At 46.8% G+C, this 21,383-nt stretch carries 18 protein-coding genes and 1 tRNA gene; 9 read left to right on the top strand and 10 right to left on the bottom strand.

Annotation, left to right across the window (positions count from 1 at the left end; all coding sequences use genetic code 11):
- Positions 1-46: 46 nt before the first annotated feature.
- Positions 47-2,620 (bottom strand): leucine--tRNA ligase, encoded by a 2,574-nt coding sequence (gene leuS, locus ACQY6I_RS15590; protein ID WP_428242423.1) that lies wholly within the window; start codon positions 2,618-2,620, stop codon positions 47-49.
- Between the two features lie 196 nt (positions 2,621-2,816).
- On the opposite strand from leuS, the gene ACQY6I_RS15585 reads away from it, so the two are divergent.
- Complete coding sequence (locus tag ACQY6I_RS15585) at positions 2,817-3,146, top strand: zinc ribbon-containing protein (protein ID WP_428242422.1); 330 nt, start codon at positions 2,817-2,819, stop codon at positions 3,144-3,146.
- 9 nt (positions 3,147-3,155) lie between these two features.
- Here ACQY6I_RS15585 and lnt read toward each other — a convergent pair whose 3' ends face one another.
- Positions 3,156-4,691: an apolipoprotein N-acyltransferase gene (gene lnt, locus ACQY6I_RS15580; RefSeq protein WP_428242421.1), complete on the bottom strand. Its 1,536-nt coding sequence runs from the start codon at positions 4,689-4,691 to the stop codon at positions 3,156-3,158.
- 317 nt (positions 4,692-5,008) lie between these two features.
- On the opposite strand from lnt, the gene ACQY6I_RS15575 reads away from it, so the two are divergent.
- The 3 genes from ACQY6I_RS15575 to ACQY6I_RS15565 all read left to right on the top strand — a co-directional run bounded on the left by ACQY6I_RS15575 (position 5,009) and on the right by ACQY6I_RS15565 (position 7,437).
- On the top strand, positions 5,009-6,175 hold the full coding sequence (locus tag ACQY6I_RS15575; RefSeq protein ID WP_428242420.1) for a 1-acyl-sn-glycerol-3-phosphate acyltransferase: 1,167 nt from the start codon (positions 5,009-5,011) through the stop codon (positions 6,173-6,175).
- 415 nt (positions 6,176-6,590) lie between these two features.
- Positions 6,591-7,040, top strand: a complete 450-nt coding sequence (locus ACQY6I_RS15570) for a copper chaperone PCu(A)C (protein WP_428242419.1) — start codon at positions 6,591-6,593, stop codon at positions 7,038-7,040.
- Positions 7,041-7,056: 16 nt separating this feature from the next.
- A complete protein-coding gene (locus ACQY6I_RS15565; RefSeq protein ID WP_428242418.1) occupies positions 7,057-7,437 on the top strand; it encodes a hypothetical protein in 381 nt (126 codons plus the stop codon).
- Between the two features lie 5 nt (positions 7,438-7,442).
- On the opposite strand, the gene ACQY6I_RS15560 is transcribed toward ACQY6I_RS15565, so the two are convergent.
- Positions 7,443-7,739, bottom strand: a complete 297-nt coding sequence (locus ACQY6I_RS15560) for a hypothetical protein (RefSeq protein WP_428242417.1) — start codon at positions 7,737-7,739, stop codon at positions 7,443-7,445.
- Positions 7,740-7,952: 213 nt separating this feature from the next.
- Between ACQY6I_RS15560 and ACQY6I_RS15555 the strand changes: the two genes are divergently transcribed.
- Complete coding sequence (locus tag ACQY6I_RS15555) at positions 7,953-8,930, top strand: glycosyltransferase family 2 protein (RefSeq protein WP_428242416.1); 978 nt, start codon at positions 7,953-7,955, stop codon at positions 8,928-8,930.
- A gap of 9 nt (positions 8,931-8,939) precedes the next feature.
- On the opposite strand, the gene trmJ is transcribed toward ACQY6I_RS15555, so the two are convergent.
- The 4 genes from trmJ to ACQY6I_RS15535 form a co-directional block, all read right to left on the bottom strand.
- On the bottom strand, positions 8,940-9,659 hold the full coding sequence (trmJ, locus tag ACQY6I_RS15550; protein WP_428242415.1) for a tRNA (cytosine(32)/uridine(32)-2'-O)-methyltransferase TrmJ: 720 nt from the start codon (positions 9,657-9,659) through the stop codon (positions 8,940-8,942).
- Between the two features lie 82 nt (positions 9,660-9,741).
- Positions 9,742-10,356: a Yip1 family protein gene (locus tag ACQY6I_RS15545; protein WP_428242414.1), complete on the bottom strand. Its 615-nt coding sequence runs from the start codon at positions 10,354-10,356 to the stop codon at positions 9,742-9,744.
- A 168-nt stretch (positions 10,357-10,524) separates the two neighbouring features.
- The gene (locus ACQY6I_RS15540; RefSeq protein ID WP_428242413.1) at positions 10,525-11,790 is read right to left on the bottom strand and encodes an HlyC/CorC family transporter; all 1,266 of its coding nucleotides are present in this window, start codon (positions 11,788-11,790) and stop codon (positions 10,525-10,527) included.
- 105 nt (positions 11,791-11,895) lie between these two features.
- Complete coding sequence (locus ACQY6I_RS15535; RefSeq protein ID WP_428242412.1) at positions 11,896-12,690, bottom strand: cytochrome C assembly family protein; 795 nt, start codon at positions 12,688-12,690, stop codon at positions 11,896-11,898.
- 181 nt (positions 12,691-12,871) lie between these two features.
- Between ACQY6I_RS15535 and ffh the strand changes: the two genes are divergently transcribed.
- Positions 12,872-14,266 carry a signal recognition particle protein gene (gene ffh, locus ACQY6I_RS15530; RefSeq protein WP_428242411.1) on the top strand — a complete coding sequence of 465 codons (1,395 nt, stop codon included), beginning with the start codon at positions 12,872-12,874 and terminating at the stop codon, positions 14,264-14,266.
- 71 nt (positions 14,267-14,337) lie between these two features.
- Here ffh and ACQY6I_RS15525 read toward each other — a convergent pair whose 3' ends face one another.
- A complete protein-coding gene (locus ACQY6I_RS15525) occupies positions 14,338-14,793 on the bottom strand; it encodes an Lrp/AsnC family transcriptional regulator (protein ID WP_428242410.1) in 456 nt (151 codons plus the stop codon).
- Between the two features lie 195 nt (positions 14,794-14,988).
- Between ACQY6I_RS15525 and putA the strand changes: the two genes are divergently transcribed.
- Positions 14,989-18,594 carry a bifunctional proline dehydrogenase/L-glutamate gamma-semialdehyde dehydrogenase PutA gene (gene putA / locus ACQY6I_RS15520; RefSeq protein WP_428242409.1) on the top strand — a complete coding sequence of 1,202 codons (3,606 nt, stop codon included), beginning with the start codon at positions 14,989-14,991 and terminating at the stop codon, positions 18,592-18,594.
- Between the two features lie 23 nt (positions 18,595-18,617).
- On the opposite strand, the gene ACQY6I_RS15515 is transcribed toward putA, so the two are convergent.
- Positions 18,618-19,259 (bottom strand): GDSL-type esterase/lipase family protein, encoded by a 642-nt coding sequence (locus ACQY6I_RS15515; protein WP_428242408.1) that lies wholly within the window; start codon positions 19,257-19,259, stop codon positions 18,618-18,620.
- A gap of 160 nt (positions 19,260-19,419) precedes the next feature.
- Here ACQY6I_RS15515 and ACQY6I_RS15510 point away from each other — a divergent pair, with 160 nt between their 5' ends.
- A complete protein-coding gene (locus ACQY6I_RS15510) occupies positions 19,420-20,178 on the top strand; it encodes a winged helix-turn-helix domain-containing protein (protein WP_428242407.1) in 759 nt (252 codons plus the stop codon).
- A gap of 96 nt (positions 20,179-20,274) precedes the next feature.
- Here the strand turns inward: ACQY6I_RS15510 and ACQY6I_RS15505 are convergent, their stop codons facing one another.
- Positions 20,275-20,994, bottom strand: coding sequence for a glutamine amidotransferase-related protein (locus ACQY6I_RS15505; RefSeq protein WP_428242406.1), 720 nt, complete (start codon positions 20,992-20,994; stop codon positions 20,275-20,277).
- A gap of 200 nt (positions 20,995-21,194) precedes the next feature.
- On the opposite strand from ACQY6I_RS15505, the gene ACQY6I_RS15500 reads away from it, so the two are divergent.
- Positions 21,195-21,270, top strand: a tRNA-Glu gene (locus ACQY6I_RS15500).
- Positions 21,271-21,383: the final 113 nt, after the last annotated feature.

Below are 21,383 nucleotides of genomic sequence, written 5' to 3'. Positions count from 1 at the left end.
AGAGGGGCCTATTGGTGATAAGCCCCTGGGTGCTGATCGGTATGTCTTATTTGGCGACAATATTGATCAGTTTGTTCGGCACTACAATGACCTTACGAACAGTCACGCCTTCAAGGAATCGCTTAACGTGTTCCTGTTCCAATGCTTCAGCTTCAATTTCCTGCTTTGATGCATTTGCTGGAAATTCCAGTCGGGCACGAACTTTACCATTGACCTGGACCACATATAGCACGGTGTCTTTGGTCAATGCTTCATCATCCACCTCTGGCCAGCTGGTATCGAGGATCAGGCCATTTTTATGCATGGATGACCACAACTCGTGACAAATATGAGGCGAGATGGGTGACAGCATTTTGATCATGGCTTCGAGTGCCTCGTAAACGACTGCCTGGTCCTGCCCGTTTTCCATTTCAAATTTGTTAGCGGCATTAAACAACTCCATGATTTTGGCTATCGCGGTGTTGTAGGTGAACCGTTGTTCAAAATCGTGCGTTACACCCTTAATGGTTTCATGGGTTTTACGACGCAGATCTTTTTGCACGTCTGTTAAAGCTGTTTTGTCGATAGCCGGTATTGATGCTTTGTCGCTGAACGAATGCGCCAGACGCCACAATCGTTGTAGGAACTTCTGAGCTCCCTGAACGCCGGATTCGGTCCATTCCAGTGTTTGTTCCGGTGGTGCCGCAAACATGGAATACAATCTGACGGTATCTGCGCCGTATTGATCAATGGCTTCCTGCGGATCGATACCATTCAGTTTTGATTTGGACATTTTGGCCATGCCACCGTAAATGACCGGTGAGTCATCGCTGATGCGCTTGCCACCAATGATTTTTCCTTTGTCATCGGTTTCGGGCTGAACGTCGTTGATCGGGACCCACTCTTTGGCACCATGATTCGGCTCCTGGTACCAGGTGTCAGCCAGTACCATTCCCTGGCACAGTAGATTGGTAAAGGGCTCGTCGGTTTTGATGATGCCTTCATCGCGCAATGCCTTGTAGTAAAAACGGGCATAAATCAGGTGCATGGTGGCGTGTTCGATACCACCGACATATTGGTCTGCCGGTAACCAGTAGTTGGCTTCTTCCGGTTCAAGCATTTGATCCGCATGAGGAGTGCAGTAACGGGCATAGTACCAGCTGGACTCCATGAAAGTGTCGAATGTGTCTGTTTCCCGTTTGGCAGGCTTGCCCTGATGCTCGACGTTTTCAAAATCGGGGTTGTTTTTGATCGGCGAATTGATACCGTCAAATGTCACGTCAATGGGCAACTCGACCGGAAATTGTTCAGCTGGTTTCAACTCACCATCCACATATACCATCGGAATTGGGGCACCCCAATAACGCTGGCGACTGACACCCCAATCCCGCAGACGGTAGTTAGTGGTTTTCTTACCCTGATCCATTGTCGTCAGTTTATCAGTGATTCGGTCAAACGCTTCGGCACTGGAGAGACCATCAAATTCACCTGAGTTGACCAGAATACCTTTGTCGGTAAATGCGGCTGTTTCAAGATCACAGGCTTCGTCATTAGCTGGGGCAATGACCTGTTTAATGGGCAGGCCATATTTTTTGGCAAACTCCCAGTCGCGCTGATCATGTCCCGGTACGCTCATAACGGCACCAGAACCGTAATCCATCAGTACGAAGTTAGCACTCCAGACAGGTAATTCATCACCGGTTAACGGATGAATCACCGTCAGTCCGGTGGCGACCCCTTTTTTCTCCATCGTCGCCATGTCTGCTTCAGAGGTTGTCATTTGCCGGCAGTCTTCGATAAAGCGGGCCAGAGTCTCATTGGTGTCAGCCATCTGGCGGGACAATGGGTGATCAGCTGCAATGGCCACATAAGTTGCCCCCATCAGCGTATCTGGGCGAGTGGTGTAGACCTGCAGAGAGGTATCGGAATCTTTCAGTTTAAAGACAATTTCAGCGCCGAAGGATTTACCGATCCAATTGCGCTGCATTTCCTTGACCTGTTCCGGCCAGCCCGGCAGATTGTCAAGGCCACTGAGCAGTTCATCGGCATAGGCCGTGGTTTTGATAAACCACTGATCCATTTCTTTGCGCTCGACGGGGGTGTCGCAACGCCAGCAGCAGCCATCATGAACCTGTTCATTTGCCAGAACGGTCATGTCATTGGGGCACCAGTTGACATGCGATGTTTTGCGATAAGCCAGGCCTTTCTCGACCAGTCGGGTGAAAAACCATTGTTCCCATTTGTAGTAGTCCGGGCTGCACGTGGTGACTTCGCGACTCCAGTCATAGGCAAAACCAAGACTTTTAAGCTGGGTTTTCATGTCTGCGATGTTTTCATAAGTCCACTTGGCTGGTGCAACACCGTTTTTGATCGCTGCGTTTTCGGCGGGCATGCCGAACGCGTCCCAACCGATTGGTTGTAGTACGTTTTTACCTTTCATGCGCTGGTAACGACACATGACATCGCCAATGGTGTAATTTCTGACATGGCCCATGTGTAGTCGGCCACTGGGATATGGAAGCATGGACAGGCAATAGTATTTTTCTTTATTGGCATCCATGACAGCTTTAAAGACTTCATTTTCTTCCCAAAGGGATTGAACCTTGGCTTCGATAGCCTTGGGTGAATAACTGGCTTCCATATTGGTTTAGGACTCTCTTTAAACGAAACTGGATAGAAAAATGCTGCACAGGGTACAGTGAGGAACGGATTTTAGCGGAGTTATGGCTGCTCTGAAACAGCTCTATCTCAGTTTTGTCATAACACTGAAAAATGCTGCAAATTTTGGAACCTGAGCTATAGTCATATTACAGACAATAGTTGATGTGATATGAGAGATGTCGGAAAAAACCACCAAGACCCAGTGGACTGAAAATGAAGTCTCTTTGGCTGAAATTTCCCCGGTATTGGATTTTACCCTAGCGGATGCCCTTATGAGTGATGTCATGCGAACAGGAGAGGCACAAAAGGAGTTGGACTGGATGGATCAGATGTATCGTCTGCGGGATCAGTTTGGGCTTTTTCATGCCGGAGAACTGGCTCCGGCAGCGATACTGTATTGTGAAATATGTGGTGAGCCGCACCCGGTTTTTGTGGCTCAGAAACTAGCGCCATGCTCTAACTGCGGTCACTCTGTCTTCTTGTACCAGGATAACCAGAAACACTAGCCGCAGAGTCTACAGTGACTCTGCGATATGCTTGTTCCTACGTTTGAAAAACCAACCCGATAACGCCTGAAATACCACGACGAGCAGCCACAGACTGATAATCCAAGTGTAACCAAACTTCATGTACGGTGTTTCCCCGGTTACCGGGGAGAGTTCATGTGTAAGGGCAGTACGAACATATTTCGGTGCGCTGGTCAGAATTTTGCCATGATAATCGATGATCGCGCTGATTCCATCCTGAGTGGCCCGCACCATGGGACGTTGCGTTTCCATTGCACGCATGCGAACAATCTGTAAGTGCTGATATGGACCGAGAGAGTCTCCAAACCAGGCATCATTGCTGACAATGACCATTAAATTACTGACTTCGGCGGTGTTCATGACCAATCCGGGGTAGGTCACTTCGGAACAAATGATTTGACCCAGTTGTAAAGTTCCCATCTTGAGCGTCGCGGTTTTGTTATGTCCCGGTGTCAGAGAAGACATAGGGATATCCAGAATTCTGAGCACACCACGCAGTGCGTGCGAAAAGGGAATATATTCTCCAAAAGGTACCAGCTTGGTTTTGTTGTATCGACCACTGGCCAGTCCCAGTCCTACGACGCTGTTATAAAACACTGGTCCATCGTTATTCATGCCGTCGGCAATTAACCCGGCGATAATCCCGGTGTGACTGGACATGCCAAGCTGATCAAGTTCAGCGAGTATACCGCCTGCTTCGGATAGCAATTGGGTAATCGATGATTCTGGCCAGACAATCAGGTCTGCATCGAGATGTTGTTCTGTCATATCCCAATAAGTCTGATAATTATAAAGCTGCTGGCCACTTTCCCATTTGATGCGCTGATCGATATTTCCCTGTAGTGCGACGACTTTGATAGGCTGGTTTATGACCTGAACCCAGGTTTTGCCATCAAGCGTATAGCCTCCGGCCAGAACCGAGACGGTCAGCAGAAGTAGAACAATCAGTTGTTTTTGGTGCTGGCGAATGGCCAGGGCTGCGCACCAGATAGCAAAGGCTGTGGTGAGGCTGGATATTCCAAAGATTCCAATGATAGGGGCATAACCGGCAAGCCAGGTATCCGTCATGCTGTATCCGGAATATAACCAGGGTAATCCTGTCAGGAACCATGTACGCAGCCACTCAAAGACAACCCACAAAGCTACGAACAGCAGTGCATCCCGGTTCAGTCGGTGTGCTCGCAGATGTTTAAATATCCAGATCTGGCACCAGAACAACAGTGCCAGCGCCATACAAAAAAACAACGTCATCAGTGCTGCGGCCGGAAGTGACGTGCCTACCGTGCGAATACTTTCATAGACCCAACTGAAGCCAACACCAAAAAAGCCAAAGCCGTAGAGCCAGCCACTCCAGGGACTGAAAGACGGGTTCCGCAGAGCTAGGAACCCCAGCCACGCTTGACTTAATAACCCGAGCGGCCATAGCTGAAGAGGTGCCATAGACAGTGGAAACAGGGCTCCAGCTACCAGTGCCGATATATTGATAAACCAAGCCTGATCCAACCAGGTCTTAACTGAACTCATAATTGATACAACTCAATAATCTGTGCAAAGTCATTATTCTCGATTGATGTGTGCCCAAGAATCAATCAGAACGCCCAAAAATAAATCACTGCGTTGGTATTTTGAACGCCAACCGGCCCGTAGAATCAAGCCTTTAGGGGGCTGGCACTTGTTTTGCTAACAACTATGAAAGTTTTAAGTCTCCAGGTAGAAGCTAAATCTGCTGCGGGTTTTGCTTGTGCTGTGTCTGCGGCCTCAATATTGAGGCCTTTTTTTTTGGATTTGCTGTTTATCCCCAAGTCGAGGCAAAATGCGCGCCTTCACCTAGAGGGGTATTAATGAATAAATTTGACTCAATCCGACCATATTGTGATGCAGACCTGCAAGAAGTCTTAACCAAGTTTAAGCACAATCCTGAGCTGATTGATATTATTGTGACTTATCGCTTCGCCCATTGGCATCGGTTAGCACGTCCCTTTCTGAAGATGCTTACCCGCTGGGTTATCAGTCATCATCTCTCCAAAGTTAAAACGGTTCGTGAGTTTCAGCTGTTGATTGAACCGTATATGCAGCAAATGATCGATACGACTACTTCGAAGTTTACAACTTCCGGATTGGATGACATTGATCTGAGTAAACCGTGCCTGTTTATCAGTAACCATCGTGATATCGCTATGGATCCGGCCTTTGTGAACTGGGCGCTCCATACTAGCGGGGAAGATACCGTCCGGATTGCCATCGGCGATAATTTGCTGACCAAAGATTGGGTATCCGATCTGATGCGCCTGAACAAAAGCTTCATTGTTAACCGCTCTGCAGAGGGCAAACGTGAGAAACTTGCGGCCTCAAAATTGTTGAGCGAGTACATATATTTTTCATTAACCAAAGAAAAACAACATATCTGGATCGCTCAAAGAGAGGGGCGGGCAAAGGACGGAAATGATCTGACCAATCCGGCACTCATCTCAATGATTGCTCTGAATCGACCCAAGGATCAATCGTTTTCCGACTATATTCGTGAGTTACGAATAGTTCCGGTGGCTATCGCCTATGAATATGACCCTTGTGATCAGACCAAAGCGCAGGAGCTTCATCAGAAAGAGTCCTCCGGTACTTATGAAAAACAGGATCACGAAGATATCATGAGTATTTCTCGAGGAATCGTTGGTTACAAAGGCAGGGTGCATCTGAACTTTGGGCAGCCAATTACCCAGGACTTTGACAGTGCCAAAGAAGTGGCTGAATATTTAGACCGGGCCATTATTTCAGGCTACCGGTGCTTTGCCACGAATGTTCTGGCAGCCCAGAAAACGGGGTTGGGTGATGCAGAGGCCTTGGTGGCACAATGTACTGATGAGGAGCTTGCCCGTGCGGAACGATATTTTTCTGAGCGTACGGCTGGGTTGGATGGTCCGGTCACGAACAAGTTGTTGGCGATGTATGCAGCTGTTATTGTGAATCAGCAAAATATTCAACGCATAAGTGGTCAGACCTACGCGCCATGAGACAACGTCAGGGCAATCATCGAAGATACTTTTATCGTCGGTCAACACTTACCCGGGTGCTACCATTGGTATGGTTATTACTCGCTTTACAGTGGAGCGCACCGATTTCGATCGCAGATAATGCGTTCATCTACCGTATATGTGGTTTTTCCCAACTTATTTTGGATAAGGACTCTGATAACGGATCAACCACGTTTTGTTCAGCATGTGTGGTGCAATGTGAAGCTGGGCACGGCTTTGTATTTCTGTCTGACCATTCATTGCAGGATGTATTGTCTGATGAACATAGTGATGTCCGGATCAGTGTTCAGATCTCTCCGTATTTTAATAATCACCGGTGGGCCCGGGCGCCGCCAGAACTCCGTATGTAGTTGATCCATAAAACATATTAAAAAAAAACAATTCGGAGTGAATTATGAAATATTTGGTAGGAATATTCCTTACAATGGTAGTGAGTTTTGCGATAGCGGCGGATAAGTTGAGTTTGGCTAATGCCTGGGTGCGGGAAGTTCCGCCGGTGATGAAAAACTCGGCAATATTCTTTACTGTCAAAAATGATAGTGATGAGGACAGAATTATTGTTTCAGCATCCACTGAGGTTGCCTCGTTAACTCAGGTTCATGAGCACACGATGGCGGATGGCATGATGAAAATGCGTGAAGTTAAAGCAGGAGTGAAGATTCCTGCACATTCATCGGTTATGTTCAAGCCTGGTGGTTATCATGTTATGTTAATTAAGTTGAATAAGCCTTTGCCGGTAGGGGCTGAAGTCGAACTGACGCTAACATTTGATGACGGATCTACATTGGTACAGAACGTACAGGTTCGACCAGATAACCAATTACATACTAACGACAGTAACTGATTTCATAAGGTTATATATGTCCAAACGTTCCTCTAAGTCACATGGTTTTTCGTCCTTGGGCGGTTTGGTTTTTAGCACAGAAAAAGGCCGGGTATGTCCTGCCTGTGAGCATGCTCTCGACCAGTGCGTCTGCGGTACTGAAGAAGAGATACTGGGTTCAGGAAATGTGCGGATTTGGTTAGAAACCAAAGGGCGTAATGGTAAAGGGGTAACAGTGGTCAAAGAGCTGCCCTTAACTCATTCCGAGCTGGAAAAGCTTTCCAAAGAACTCAAGAAAAATTGTGGAACTGGTGGAGCGGTCAAAGGAAGCAACATCGAAATTCAGGGTGATCAACGGCAAAAACTGCTAGCTGAGCTGAATAAGCGAGGGTTTTCAGTTAAGCTGGCTGGCGGTTGACTGCGTCAGGTTTTGATCATCCGGATATTATGGTTGTTCTTATCTGGACAGTTCATAGCCATACCAATCAACTGACTAATGGTTGACTGGTTGAAGCTAATAACACAAGGTTTGTGTGCTGGATCATGAGAAGAAGGTTGTTGCATTATCATTGCATCGACCATTTTTTCCCATGATCTGGCGTTTTTCCCTGCTATCAATAACAGATCAAACCCTTCCTGAACCAGTTTTACGAGTAAAGGCTTATCGGGAGATGAGTACTCGTGACTGGTGAGTAAAATTATCTTCTGATTTATGCTCATATCCACACTGCCTCTGCACATCGGAATGAACTGAAAATATCGCTGAATTAAGTTAGACCTCTGGGCATGAATAGTGGCTGAATCTGGATAAAGCAGTTGTTTAGCTTGAACTGGTACACGTTACGTACAGTGTCTGGTTCACCAAAATCACAACTTCGCTGGAGGTGTTGATCAATCGGATTTAAAGTGAGTGGCATCTAAATGGAGTTGCTCATGAGTAAATTAGTTCTGAAAGTTATCCGCCTCAATATTGTGATTATTGCCAGCAATCAGTCTTCTGATGTTTATCGGCTCTTAAAGACAATTGCTGGTCTGGTTCGACCTGAGCAGATGAAGCTGGGTATTACTGTGGTGGATGACGGGTCTGGAAATACAGAACGGGACCGTTTGGCTGTGTTAAAAAGCAAAGGTGTGGAAATTCTTCGCAACGAACACTCCCGTGGTTGGGTATTTTCAGTCAACCGAGCCATTGGTACTAGCAACGCAGACTGGTGTTGGATTATTGCTGCTGACACCGTTGTGGAAGACAAAAACTCATTAAAATATATTGATGCGATGACCCGACAAGGGCCTGCGTTGATATTGGGGCATTGTCGTTATCGGGATGAATCTCCATTAGCCCGGGTCTTTAATCATAAAATCAGCCGAGCAGATAAATTGTTGCCTGATGCTGCCGTTACCCCAGACTGCTTTGTAATAAATCGTGAGGCAGCAATGAGTTTTTCAGGATTTCGTTCAGAATTTTCCTTACCCGAACTTGCCATGATAGGCATGATGGAAGAACTCAATCAGAAGTGGCGATCTGGAAAAATCGCAGTATCCAGCGGATTGTTGGTTTCCCGTGTGAAGGCGCCCGAGCTAGGGCATTGGTTGGGCTCATGTCAGGAGTTCGGTCGAATTGCCAGTTATTCTCTGATGCCTGAATATCCTTTGTACTATATGCGCCGTCGCTTTCATTGGCTGGATCAGCAATATTCTGACCGTTTCTGGTTGGCTCCGTGGAAAGCCATGCTGCAATTTGGATATAACCGCAAGGAATGGTTTATCAAATTGACCCAGTACCCAAAAATGCCGTTATTTGGGCAATGGCTCATTCACAAGATATTGTGGGCACTGGCGTTCTCTGCGGGCACACGACATGAGCAAAGTGTGGTATCTGATACCAAGCAGCGGGTCAAAGCGAGCTCTTAAGCTATTGCTTCAGTCTGGTAATCGGCTTTGGATATTTCTCAGCACACCGCGAAGCAGACTGATTTCCCGCTTCTCGAGCCTGGCACGACGAAACAGTCGCCGAAAACGCTCCATGGTATTACCCGGATGACTTTTTCGAATCACTTCCAGTTGTTGAAGCACTTGCTCCAGGTGATCGTAAAAGTGTTCAATTTCTCGATGCAGCGGATATTCGGCTTCTTCATATGTGTTGGTGTGCCCGATCTCTTGGGATTGCTGGAAGAGTTCGTAACTTAAGATTTGTATTGCCTGGGCAATGTTGAGTACTGGGTATTCCGGGTTGGCAGGAATATTAACCTGAAAATGGCATTGTTGAATTTCATCATTATGCAGCCCCATTCTTTCCCGCCCAAAGACCAATGCAACTGGATATTTCTGTGCCTCAGCAATCATCTGACGGGCGCAGTTTCCCGGTAGCAGTGACGGCAAATTGAAAGAGCGTTCACGGGCGCTGGTGCCAACGACCATCCCACAATTCTCAATAGCATCAGCCAGGCAGGAAACGACCTGCGCAGACCCCAGGATATCTTCAGCATTTGCTGCCATCGCAGTCGCCTGTTCGCTGGGGAAATCGACTGGATTGACCAGCCACAGATTTTTCAGTCCCATATTTTTCATAGCCCTAGCGGCGGAACCTATGTTTCCCGGATGATAAGTTTGAACAAGAATGATACGGATGTTGTCTAGCATGTAAAAAACAATGAGGTTAAAAAACGGACGCGAAGTGTAATGTAAACAGGCGGGGTGTCCAACCCGCCTGTCTTGAATGTCTTCAGCTACTCGCGAATACCGGGCCAATACCAAGTGCCCAGATAATGACAGTCAGTGCCAATATGCCAACCAGCATGACCAGTCCCACCGTCACAACCGAACTCGCGAATAAAAAGCCACGCTCAGAGGGAATTTTCATCAGGATTGGAAGGCCCTCATACAATAGAAAAACCGTATAAGCAATCGCTGCCATGACTACCAGCATGTTGACCCATAAAACCGGAAAAAGTGCTATCAACCCGACCATAAACAGTGGTGTTGAAGTGTAACTTGCCAATGCCAGCCCCCGTGGGGTGTGATCATCCTGTTCGCTCTGATAGGTAATGGACAGGAAATCTATGAATTTACCCAGAATGAAGACACCGGCGATCATGGCAAAGTAAAACAAAATACAGAGTTGCAATGCACTTTCCGATGTTAGCCGATAGATTGTGTCGTCCTTTCCAATAGTCCAGCCGATATGGGTGGATCCCAGATATCCGCAAACGGCGGGAACCGTCGCCAAAATGATGGTGTGAGCCAGATAATGACGGGAAAGTGTGTTGGGTTCAGAGCGAATAGACTCCCATTCTCTGTCAGGATGGGAAAACAGCCCCCATAGATGGTTCAAAATCATAGTACCTTCTCCTACATGTTATTGTTTTTGTCTTTTCGACTCATAAGGTCGATCACATCGGAAAAAACTACATTCTGAAAGAGTATAGTAATTGTCTAAAAAATGTGCAGCATGTTCTTTTGGGGGACGAGAAGGATGCTGCTGCTGTGATAGCAGCAGCAGGGGGGACTATTTCAATTTCCGGACTCTGGCCGCGATGACTTGATTGTCTTTAATTTGCAGGATTTCAATCGAATAGTCGCCAACGCGAATACTGACGTTGGCTTCTGGTATTTCTTCCAGTTGCTCGATGATTAGCCCGTTGAGAGTTTTCGGCCCTATAGTGGGTAATGACCAGTCCAGAGCTTTGTTGATGTCCCGAATACTGGTACTGCCGTCGATAACATAGGTCCCATCTCTTTGTGGGTGAATGTCCTTGGTATCACCGGGTATGTCGGTGGTGAACTCACCAACAATTTCTTCCAGAATATCGGCTAGTGTGACCAGCCCCTGGATATCGCCATACTCATCTACGACAAGACCAATATTGACTTTGTCTTTCTGAAAATTGAACAGCTGGTTATATAGTGAGGTATTCTCAGGCACAAAAACAGGATCCTGAGCTTTTTTGCTCAGCATCACTTTGCTTGGCTTGTCTGCATACAGAAATTCAGCTGCATCACGAATGTGTAAAATACCCACAACCTTGTCTAGATCATCTTTATAGATCGGCAGTCTGGTGTAATCGGTTTGGCGAAGCTGTTCAGCAATGGACTCAATGTCATCGTCCAGGTCAATACCAGCGACTTCACTGCGTGGCACCATGATGTCATTCACCCGAACATTTTCCAGGTCCAGGATGCCGATGAGCATATTCTGGCGTTCCTGACTCAATTGATGTCCGCTTTCATTCACTAGAGTTTTCAGCTCATCTTTGGTCAATGCGTCGTGAGCGACCTCTGGTTTTCGGATTCGGAAAATCCACAAAAGGATATTGACACTCTGATTGATAGACCATACCAAAGGGTAGAGTAGCTTGAGCAATGGAATCAATACGTGAGATGCAGGGAAAGCAATACGTTCAGGATGCATCTGAGCCAGTGTTTTTGGGGTTACCTCAGCAAATAATAGAACGGCCAAGGTTAATAAAATTCCCCCCAAAGCAATCGCCACTTCCTGACTGGCAGGAGCCAGTTTGATTGCAATGAGTGTTGTCAGCTGGGCAGCGGCGATGTTGACCAGGTTGTTGCCAATCAGAATGACACCAATAAGCCGGTCAGGTACATCAAGCAGGGAGCGTGCTCTTTTTGCCCCCTTATGCCCCTTATTTGCAAGGTGTTTCAGACGATATCGATTTAACGACATCATCCCGGTTTCTGAGCTGGAAAAAAACGCTGATAGGAGTAGTAGGGTGGCCAGTGCTGCAAACAGCACCGCTATGGGCAAATCTTCCAAACGGGGAATCCGTATAATTCAATTAGGGTGTGTTTTAAAGTGTGACTTGGGGTTCTGTCAAGAATTCAGCGGAAAAACTTCTCACTTTTCGAGATTCCGACAGCATTATTCGCGATGCAATATCAGCTCCAGTACAAATTTTGTTCCAAAAAAAGCAATAATCAAGAAGAAAAACGCTGTCAACGACCATCTGGCAGCGGTTTGTCCACGCCAGCCTTTCACAAAGTGCCCATACAGTAAAATGGAGTAGAGGATCCAGGCTATGATGGTCAATACGGTTTTGTGAATCAGGTGTTGGGCAAACATGTCCTCCACAAATAGAAGCCCGGACAATATGGAAGCGGTCAAAGCCACCATACCCAGAACTGTGATCTCAAACAGCAGGCGCTCCAAGGTTTGCAAGGGAGGTAATCCCCAGATCATTCTACGCGGATGGTGCGATTTCAAACGTTTATGCTGGTAAAGCAGGATACCGGCATTAGCGGCACCAATAGTCAGGATGGAGTATGCCAGGATTGAGACTAATATATGAGCCAGGATACCCGGATCAAAATCTTGCCTGGGTATGTATGCTGACGGCATGAATCCCGCCAGCAATACAGACAACATGCTGATGGGTAGCAATGCGATCAACAGATTATCAAGAGATTTTTTGACTGAGCTGAACGTCAGTAAAATGGTAAACATCCAGGCAATCAGCGATGCCACATTGAAAAAGCCTAAATCAATCCCTTTATCGGTGATGATTTCCTGCGTTGCAGCAACCAAGTGCAAAGCACTGGCGATGCCTGTCACCATCAGGATGACACTTTTTGAATAATCTGATTTTCTGAAGAGTTTGAGTGACTGCAAACAAAATGCAAGCAGATAGCCGGTACCTGCTAGTAAAGCCGGAATCATCAATAATATGCCTTTCCAGATAGATGGTTTCGAACAGCTAACATTCTCTCACAATGTCCGGAGCAACGGAAATGACATCCCGGGTGGTAGGATTAAAAATATGGCAACTGGTGTTAACCGCTGCCTGTCCAGCGTATAATCGCAGCTTTTATACTTTTGGGTTCAAGCAAAGCGATAGATTATGTTCAAGAATCTGACCGAACGCCTCAATCAAACATTAAAAGCCATTAAGGGCCAAGCCAAGCTCACCGAAGACAACATCAAGGATACGTTGCGTGAAGTACGCATGGCGTTGTTGGAAGCCGATGTTGCTTTGCCTGTGGTTAAAGATTTTATAAACAGGGTTAAAGACCGGTCTCTGGGGGCGGAAGTATCCCAGGCACTGAACCCTGGCCAGCAGTTTATCAAGATTGTTCATTCTGAACTGGTTCATGTGATGGGAGATGAAAATGTTTCCCTTGATATGGCATCGCAACCGCCAGTGGTTCTGCTGATGGCAGGTCTGCAGGGGGCTGGTAAAACCACCTCAACTGCCAAACTGGCTCGTTTTTTGAGTGAGCGAGAAAAAAAGAAAGTGATGGTTGTATCCGCCGACGTATACCGGCCGGCGGCGATCAAGCAATTGGAAACTCTGGCAGCGGAAGTCGGGGCGCTATTTTTCCCCAGTAGTGCTGACCAAAAACCTATTGATATTGCCAACGCGGCGATAGAGGCTGCCCGAAAACAATATGTTGATGTGCTGATTCTGGATACAGCCGGACGGCTGGCGGTCGATCAGGCAATGATGGCTGAGATCAAGGATCTGCATCAGGCGGTAGAGCCAAAAGAAACCCTGTTTGTAGTGGATGCCATGACAGGTCAGGATGCTGCCAACACTGCCAAAGCGTTTGCAGATGCGCTGCCTTTAACTGGGGTGATTCTGACCAAAGCCGACGGTGATGCCCGTGGTGGTGCGGCCTTATCGGTCAGGCAAATTACCGGTAAGCCCATCAAGTTTACTGGTATTGGCGAAAAAACTGATGCACTGGAGCCATTTTATCCTGATCGAATGGCATCCCGAATTCTCGACATGGGTGATATTCTTTCTCTGATTGAGGAAGTCGAGCGTAAGGTCGATAAGCAACAAGCCGAAAAACTGGCCAAAAAGATTCAGAAAGGCAAGGGTTTTGACCTGCAGGATTTTCGTGATCAGCTGTCGCAAATGAATAATATGGGCGGACTGATGGGGATGATGGATAAGCTGCCTGGCATGGGAAATGCTGGGCAGATGGCCAACCAGATGGTCGGTGCTGAAAAACAAATGTCGCAAATGGCGGCAATTATTGATTCCATGACACCTGTGGAGCGGCACTGGCCCGATAAGATCAACGGTTCTAGAAAACGTCGTATTGCTTTGGGGTCCGGTACCCAGATACAGGATGTAAACAGAGTTCTAAAGCAGCATAAGCAAATGCAGAAGATGATGAAGAAAGTGGGCAGCAAAGGTGGTATGGCAAAAATGATGCGTGGAATGAAAGGAATGATGCCAGGTGGAGGTGGATTGCCGCCTGGTGGGATGCCTCCATTTGGACGCTAATCTACCCTGAATAAGCCTTAGTCTGCGAAAGCCGGTAGCCTACAGGTGTTACTGGCTTTCAACGCAGGTGTTTATGTATATTCCAGACTGTCCTTGACTGCTTCCATGACAACAAAGGTACTGGTTTGTTTGACATGGGGCAGGGAGGATATTTCTTCTCCCAATACCCTTCGATAAGACTCCATGTCTGTAGTGCGGACTTTCAACAGATAGTCGAAATTCCCAGCGATCATATGGCATTGCTCTATGACCGATGACTTTCTTACCCGTTCATTAAATGCCCGTAGAGCTTCACTACTGGTGTCATTCATAGTGACTTGTACAAAGGCAATATAATTACAGCCCAGTTTGGCCTGATTGATGTGAGCATTATAGCTAAGGATGTAACCTTGTTCTTCCAGACGCCTCATACGGATTTGGCAGGGAGTTTTTGACAAGCCTACTTTGGAAGCAAGCTCTGTCACGGTCATACGAGCATTGCCTTGCAACTCAGCAAGGATGGCCCGATCAAATTTATCGAGTTTCAAATCGATTTCCTGTTTTTAGGCTAATAGATTGATTGGCTACACTTTATTAGGATTTTGCTTCTTATATCCAGTAAATAATAATGAAATGATCTGGTTTTTATCAATTATTTGGTGAAGTTGATATTGGCAATAAGGCTATGATCTTTAGCCATAATTCCAACTATCGGGGATGTGAGAACCATGGGTGCTACCAATATGTCGAACTCAGCAACGCTGGATCTACTGCGCGATGAGATACGTCGACACTATCTGGCGGATGAATCTGAAGTCGTAGAAAAATTGAAACATGAAGCTGAATTATCGGAAGAAGGGTGTCGGTCTGTTGTTCAGCGGGCTGTTACCATGATTGGCTCGGTCAGAAAAAACTCAAAGCCTACCATGATGGAGCAGTTTCTGGCGGAATATGGCTTGGGGACATCTGAAGGTGTTGCTTTGATGAGTCTTGCGGAAGCGCTATTACGGGTTCCTGATGCTTCAACTGCCCGGCAATTGATCATCGATAAACTGGTCCCGGGCCGCTGGAAAGACCATGTGGGCCAGTCATCCTTTCTGTTGGTCAATTTAACCACTCGGATGCTTCAGTTTACCGCAGCATTATTATCGATTTCCTCTAATGGACTAATGGCCAGATTGGTCCGGATGATTGTTCAACCTGTGGTGTTGTTTTTTACTATCCAGGTTATGAAAGAGTTGGGGCGTCAGTTTGTATTGGGACGTAATATTCAGGAGGCCTTGAGACGATCCGCTGGCCGCCAATCGCAAGGTTACCGGTACTCCTTTGATATGCTTGGCGAAGCTGCACGGACAGAGCGTGATGCGGTACGTTATCTTGATAAATATAAAGATGCGATAGCGGTACTAAAATCACAAAGCAGTCATACGGATGTGCGTGAGAATCCGGGTATCTCAGTCAAACTGTCCGCTTTGTTTTCCCGCTATGAATATTCTCAGAAAGAACGGGTAATGACGGTACTGGTTCCTCGTGTCCTTGAATTGGCACAACAGGCCAGAGCCGCGAATATGAGTTTCAATATCGATGCTGAAGAAATGGACCGGTTGGAGTTGTCGCTGGATATTATTGAAACTGTACTAGAAGATGAAAGTCTTGCCGGGTGGGATGGTTTTGGTGTGGTGGTTCAGGCCTATGGACCTCGCGCATCCTATGTAATTGACTGGTTGTATGCTCTGGCAAAAACGTTGGATCGACGCATCATGGTTCGCCTAGTCAAAGGCGCCTATTGGGATGCAGAGATTAAACGTGCTCAGGTTCTTGGTCTTTCTGGGTTCCCGGTTTTTACCCGAAAAGCACATAGCGATATTTCCTATATTGCTTGTGCCCGTAAATTGTTTGGTATGACGGACCGTATTTATCCGCAGTTCGCCACTCATAATGCTCATACGGTTGCAGCTGTACAGCATCTCGCCGATGGTCAGAATAATTTTGAGTTTCAGCGTCTGCATGGCATGGGTGAGTCTCTTTATGATGCGGTCATGAGGCAGTCGGGCTACCGTTGCCGGATTTACGCACCGGTTGGTGCGCATGAAGACTTGCTCGCTTATCTGGTACGACGTCTGTTGGAGAATGGCGCTAATAGCTCCTTTGTGCATCAGATTGCTGATGCAGGAATGTCAGCTGAACAGATTGCTCAGGATCCATTTAACCTTAAATCCTTTGCTCCAAGTAGCAGAATTACCCGTCCCGAAAACTTATTTGCGCCGACTAGAAAAAATGCACTGGGCTGGGATTTGACTGATCCAGAGGCCGTTACTGCTCTGCTGCAGTCACGAGACATATTTAGGGAGCACACTTGGCAAGGGGTTCCAATGATCTCAGGAGAGTCGCGTGAAGGTGAAAAACTTGATGTTGTGAACCCGGCAAATCCCGCAGATATTGTCGGACAAATTCAAATGTCTACTCAGCAGGATATCGAGCAAGCGATCCTTGCTTCTCAGGAAGGTGCCAGGACTTGGTCAGTGAGCAATGCGAGTGACCGGACTGTGGTGCTAAATCGGATTGCAGAACTATTTGAAAGTCATGCCAGTGAATTGTTTGCATTAGTTTGTCGTGAGGCAGGTAAAACATTGCCCGATGCTATCGCAGAAGTCAGGGAAGCCGTGGATTTTGCTCGTTTTTATGCGTCAGAAGCTCAGCGTGTTGGAGAAAGTGGCCGTTGTCGGGGAACGGTTGTTTGTATTTCGCCTTGGAACTTCCCACTGGCCATTTTTAGTGGTCAAGTGCTCGCCGCCATTGCAGCGGGTAATAGTGTTATTGCCAAACCGGCAGAGCAAACGATACTGACTGCTGTGCGGGCAGTTGAACTGATGTACGAGGCGGGGGTGCCTCGTGATGTATTGCAGTTGCTGCCTGGAACCGGGGAGAGTGTTGGTGCTGCATTGACGGCAGACCCCAGAATGTCTGCTGTTTGCTTTACAGGTTCGACCTCCACTGCCCAATTGATCAATCGTGCTATGGCAAATCATATGGCACCGGATGTTCCTTTGATCGCAGAAACCGGCGGTCTGAATGCGATGATTGTGGATTCGAGTGCGTTGTTGGAACAAGTGGTTCGTGATGTGCTGGCCTCTTCTTTTCAAAGTGCAGGGCAACGCTGTTCTGCGTTAAGAATACTCTATGTACAACAGGATATTGCGGATGCCTTGGTAATGATGCTGTCCGGTGCCATGGATGAACTGAATATTTCTGACCCATGGCACCTTGAGACAGATATTGGACCGGTCATTGATCAGGAAGCCAGGGAAAAAATACTGGCCTATTGTGATTATCATCGACGCCAGGGGCACTTAATTAAAGCACTTGAAGTGCCTAAGTCGGGTTTGTATGTTCCCCCGGCGATGATTCGAGTGACAGGTATTGAACAGTTGGAGGAGGAAATCTTTGGCCCAGTGCTGCATGTTGCGACGTTCGCGTCTTCCGAATTGAATGATGTAATCAACGCAATTAATGCTAAAGGCTATGGTTTGACATTTGGCTTGCATACTCGACTGGAAACCCGCCAACGCGATATTGCTTCACGAATGAAAGTTGGCAACATATATATTAACCGCAATCAGATCGGTGCGGTGGTTGGTTCTCAACCTTTTGGTGGTGAGGGTTTATCAGGAACCGGACCAAAAGCGGGGGGGCCTTATTATGTTCAGCGTTTTCGTAGTGCGGTGGCTGTTGATGAATTTCCCGTGAGTGAACAATCAGCTGATTTGATTGATCCCGACAGGTTGGCTCAAGCCATTCGAGAATTGAAACATCTGGATGCAGCACCGCTGGTGTTGGATCTGGCAGATATTAAACCTGTGTTCCCAACGCTATCCAGTTGGCCACAAAAGCTCAATAAAACAGTGGAGACTATGCCGGGGCCCGTCGGCGAAAAAAACACCCTGATCTGTCATGGTCGGGGAGTCGTCTTATGTTTGGGGCCAACGCCTATGGCAGCTAAGAGGCAGATATTATCCGCCTTATGGCAGGGAAATAGGGTGATTGCTGTTGCAGCTGGTATTGCCGATTTCGTAGAGATTTTGCGTAGCCATGGATATCCCGTAATGTCGATAGAGGGCAAACTTGCTAGTGAAGCGTTGCGTGAGGCTTCTGGTTTTCAGGCGGTACTCAGTTCTGCTTCACAGAGTGTGCTGACTCGTTATCGACAGGAATTGGCCTCCCGAGGGGGAGAGCTAATTCCTTTGATTACGGACTTTTCTCAGCCGGAAAGATTGATTCACGAACGTCATATCTGTGTGGATACAACAGCAGCCGGAGGTAATGCCAGTCTGATTGCTATGAGCGAATAGCAAGACGCTGTATTTTCCCCGGTCTAATTAAGTAGTTGCTGTAATGTTTCTGTGTATGAAAGCCATTGTCTGGCGATGATCATGTGTCCGGCGGGGGTGGGATGGACCCCGTCCCACAACACATGGTTTGCCCCTAGTTTGTCAGCGCTTTGGTCTAGTGCTTCCTGAGTGGGTACCCAGATGCACTGGTATTTGTTGGCCAGTTCTTTTTCATAGTGCTGGAGCGGTTTGAGGAATGTAAACCATTCCGTGCTCACCTCTTTAGATAATTGTGCAAAAGGTTCCATCAGTATAATCCTAATATTTGGGTTATATGTGTGGAGCAGCTGTAGATATTGATCGAGACCATCAGCGATATCTTCGGGTACTGGTCTTTTCGACATGGCTAACGTGTGCCAGATATCATTGATGCCGATGAGCAAGGACAACCAGTCAGCACGGATTTCTGCCATGACTTTTGCTCCACGGCATAGAACGTCCGCTACTTTATTGCCTGATATGGCCCGGTTAAAAATCTTCAGATTGTTTGTCTGTGTTAGTAAGTGGCTGGCTAGCAGTGTGCTATATCCACACCCCAATACTTCGCTTCTGTTGGCCTGTTTATCAAGCCTGTTCCGTGACGAATCAGTAATAGAGTCGCCTTCAAATATCAGTTTTATACTCATAATGTATTATTTGTTATATTTTTATAGCTTTTTGGTATTAAATGACCAGCGTCTGGTATTAAGCATATACTGAGAAGCGGTCTACAGTTAAAGATAATCAGAAATGTTTTACATGGATGTTCCATGTGAATGTGTGTATGACAGCGTGGTGGAATGCATAGTGACGCAAAAAAGCGATACAAATTCAAAACAAAAGATCCTGATTGTCGATGGTGATCATTCGTTTTCCAAACCACTGAGCGAATATTTGCAGGGTAGTGGATATTTGGTCGAGGTTATTAGCGATGGCGCACAGGCATTGAGTAGAATTCAAACCCAACAACCGCAGTTGGTGATGCTGGAGCTGAATATTCCGGGGGAAAATGGATTGACAGTATGCAAGTTATCCCGGCGTCATTATACCGGCCCCGTTATTATGTTGAGTGGGCGCAGCGATGAGCTTGATGAAGTTTTGTGCCTGGATATGGGGGCGGATGACTATATATGTAAACCAGTGTCACATAGGGTTATGCTGGCAAGAATTCAGGCGCATCTGCGGAGAACGAATAAAACGATCACTGTCGAAGAAGAAGACGGTAAAGAGCGGCTTAATTTTGGTGATCTGGTCATTGATAACACAATGAGAGAGGCCTGGTTGAACAATGCGCCGATTGAACTGACCAGTGCTGAGTTTGATTTGTTATGGTTATTATCAAGTCATGCAGGCCAGATTATGACCAGAGAGGAGATTTTTAATAAGCTTCGTGGAATTGAATACGATGGACAAGACCGCTCGGTGGATGTTCGTGTCAGCCGAATTCGACCAAAAGTTGGCGATGATCCGGTACATCCCCGTAGAATTAAAACAGTGAGAAGTAAGGGCTATTTGTTTGTTGGCGACTTGGCTGGCAGACAGGCTGATACACGAATACTGAACTAGTTAATGGTTTGAGCCGTAGAGGCGATATATTCCGTTCTGGGGCATATTTTGTATGCCCCTCGGTGAAAGTGTGTAAGGAAATAACGATTATTTAGCTTAATTGACCGGTGAGCCGGGCTCTTTTACCCATCGAATCATCAGCCTGCCAAGATCAGTGGCATCAGTTGGACTGGACAAGCTGGCTACGCTGGACTGGTAAAGTGTTTTTTCAAATCTTTCCTCTCTTAATTCCAATAGTCGCCGAGCGTATAACTCATTGAACTCCGGGTGCCCCTGGAAAGTTATCACCTGATTGTCTATGCGAAACCCGGCTACCGGGCAAAAGTCGTCACCCGCAATAATTGAGGCTTTTGCCGGAAGCTCGATTACCTGATCCTGATGTACATATATAAGGCTGATAGTTTTTTTGTCATAGTTTTCCCAGGTGATGGAGTTGTAAGTGGGTACCGTCCGTACTCCCAGTCCCCAGCCTTTGTTGCTTTTTTCGACTTTGCCTCCCAGTGCTTGTGCCAGTATCTGGTGTCCAAAACAGATACCAATAAATCGTCCACCTGCTTCATAGGCTTTGGTTACCCAGGAAATAAGCTCTTTTATCCAAGTGTCATCTTCATAGGCCCCATACTTGGAACCGGTTAGAAGGTATACATCTTGTGGGGTAACGGTTTTGGGCAGTTGGCGCTTGATGGCAGAAAAATGCTGAAAAGTGATTTCAGAATCTAATGAGCCAAGATACTGTTCGAACATCCTCCCGTAGCCGCAGTAGTCTTTGGTCAGGTCAGGATGTAACTCGTCACACTCGATAATATTCAGTTTCATAAAATTTGCTCATTCCTGGCGATATAGCAACCTCAGTATTTGGGTTTTTATATCATCGAGATCATTAAAGAACCAGAGAGTTTAAAGCGGAAGTGAGTCAGTTTTCCTCTAGTGCTTTGATTTTTAAAGAAAAAGCTTGCGCTCGGATAATTCGCTGTTATTATACGCACCACTTTCAACGGCCATGTTGAAAACGAAGCGTCCCCTTCGTCTAGTGGCCTAGGACACCGCCCTTTCACGGCGGTAACAGGGGTTCGAGTCCCCTAGGGGACGCCATTTCCATTTCCATTTCCATTTCCATTTCCATTTCCATTTCCATTTCCATTTCCATTTCCATTTCCATTTCCATTTCCATTTCCATTTCCATTTCCATTTCCATTTCCATTTCC

The organism is Gynuella sp., from assembly GCF_050297175.1.
Classification (GTDB): domain Bacteria; phylum Pseudomonadota; class Gammaproteobacteria; order Pseudomonadales; family Natronospirillaceae; genus Gynuella.
This window is presented reverse-complemented; position numbering and strand designations above follow the sequence as displayed.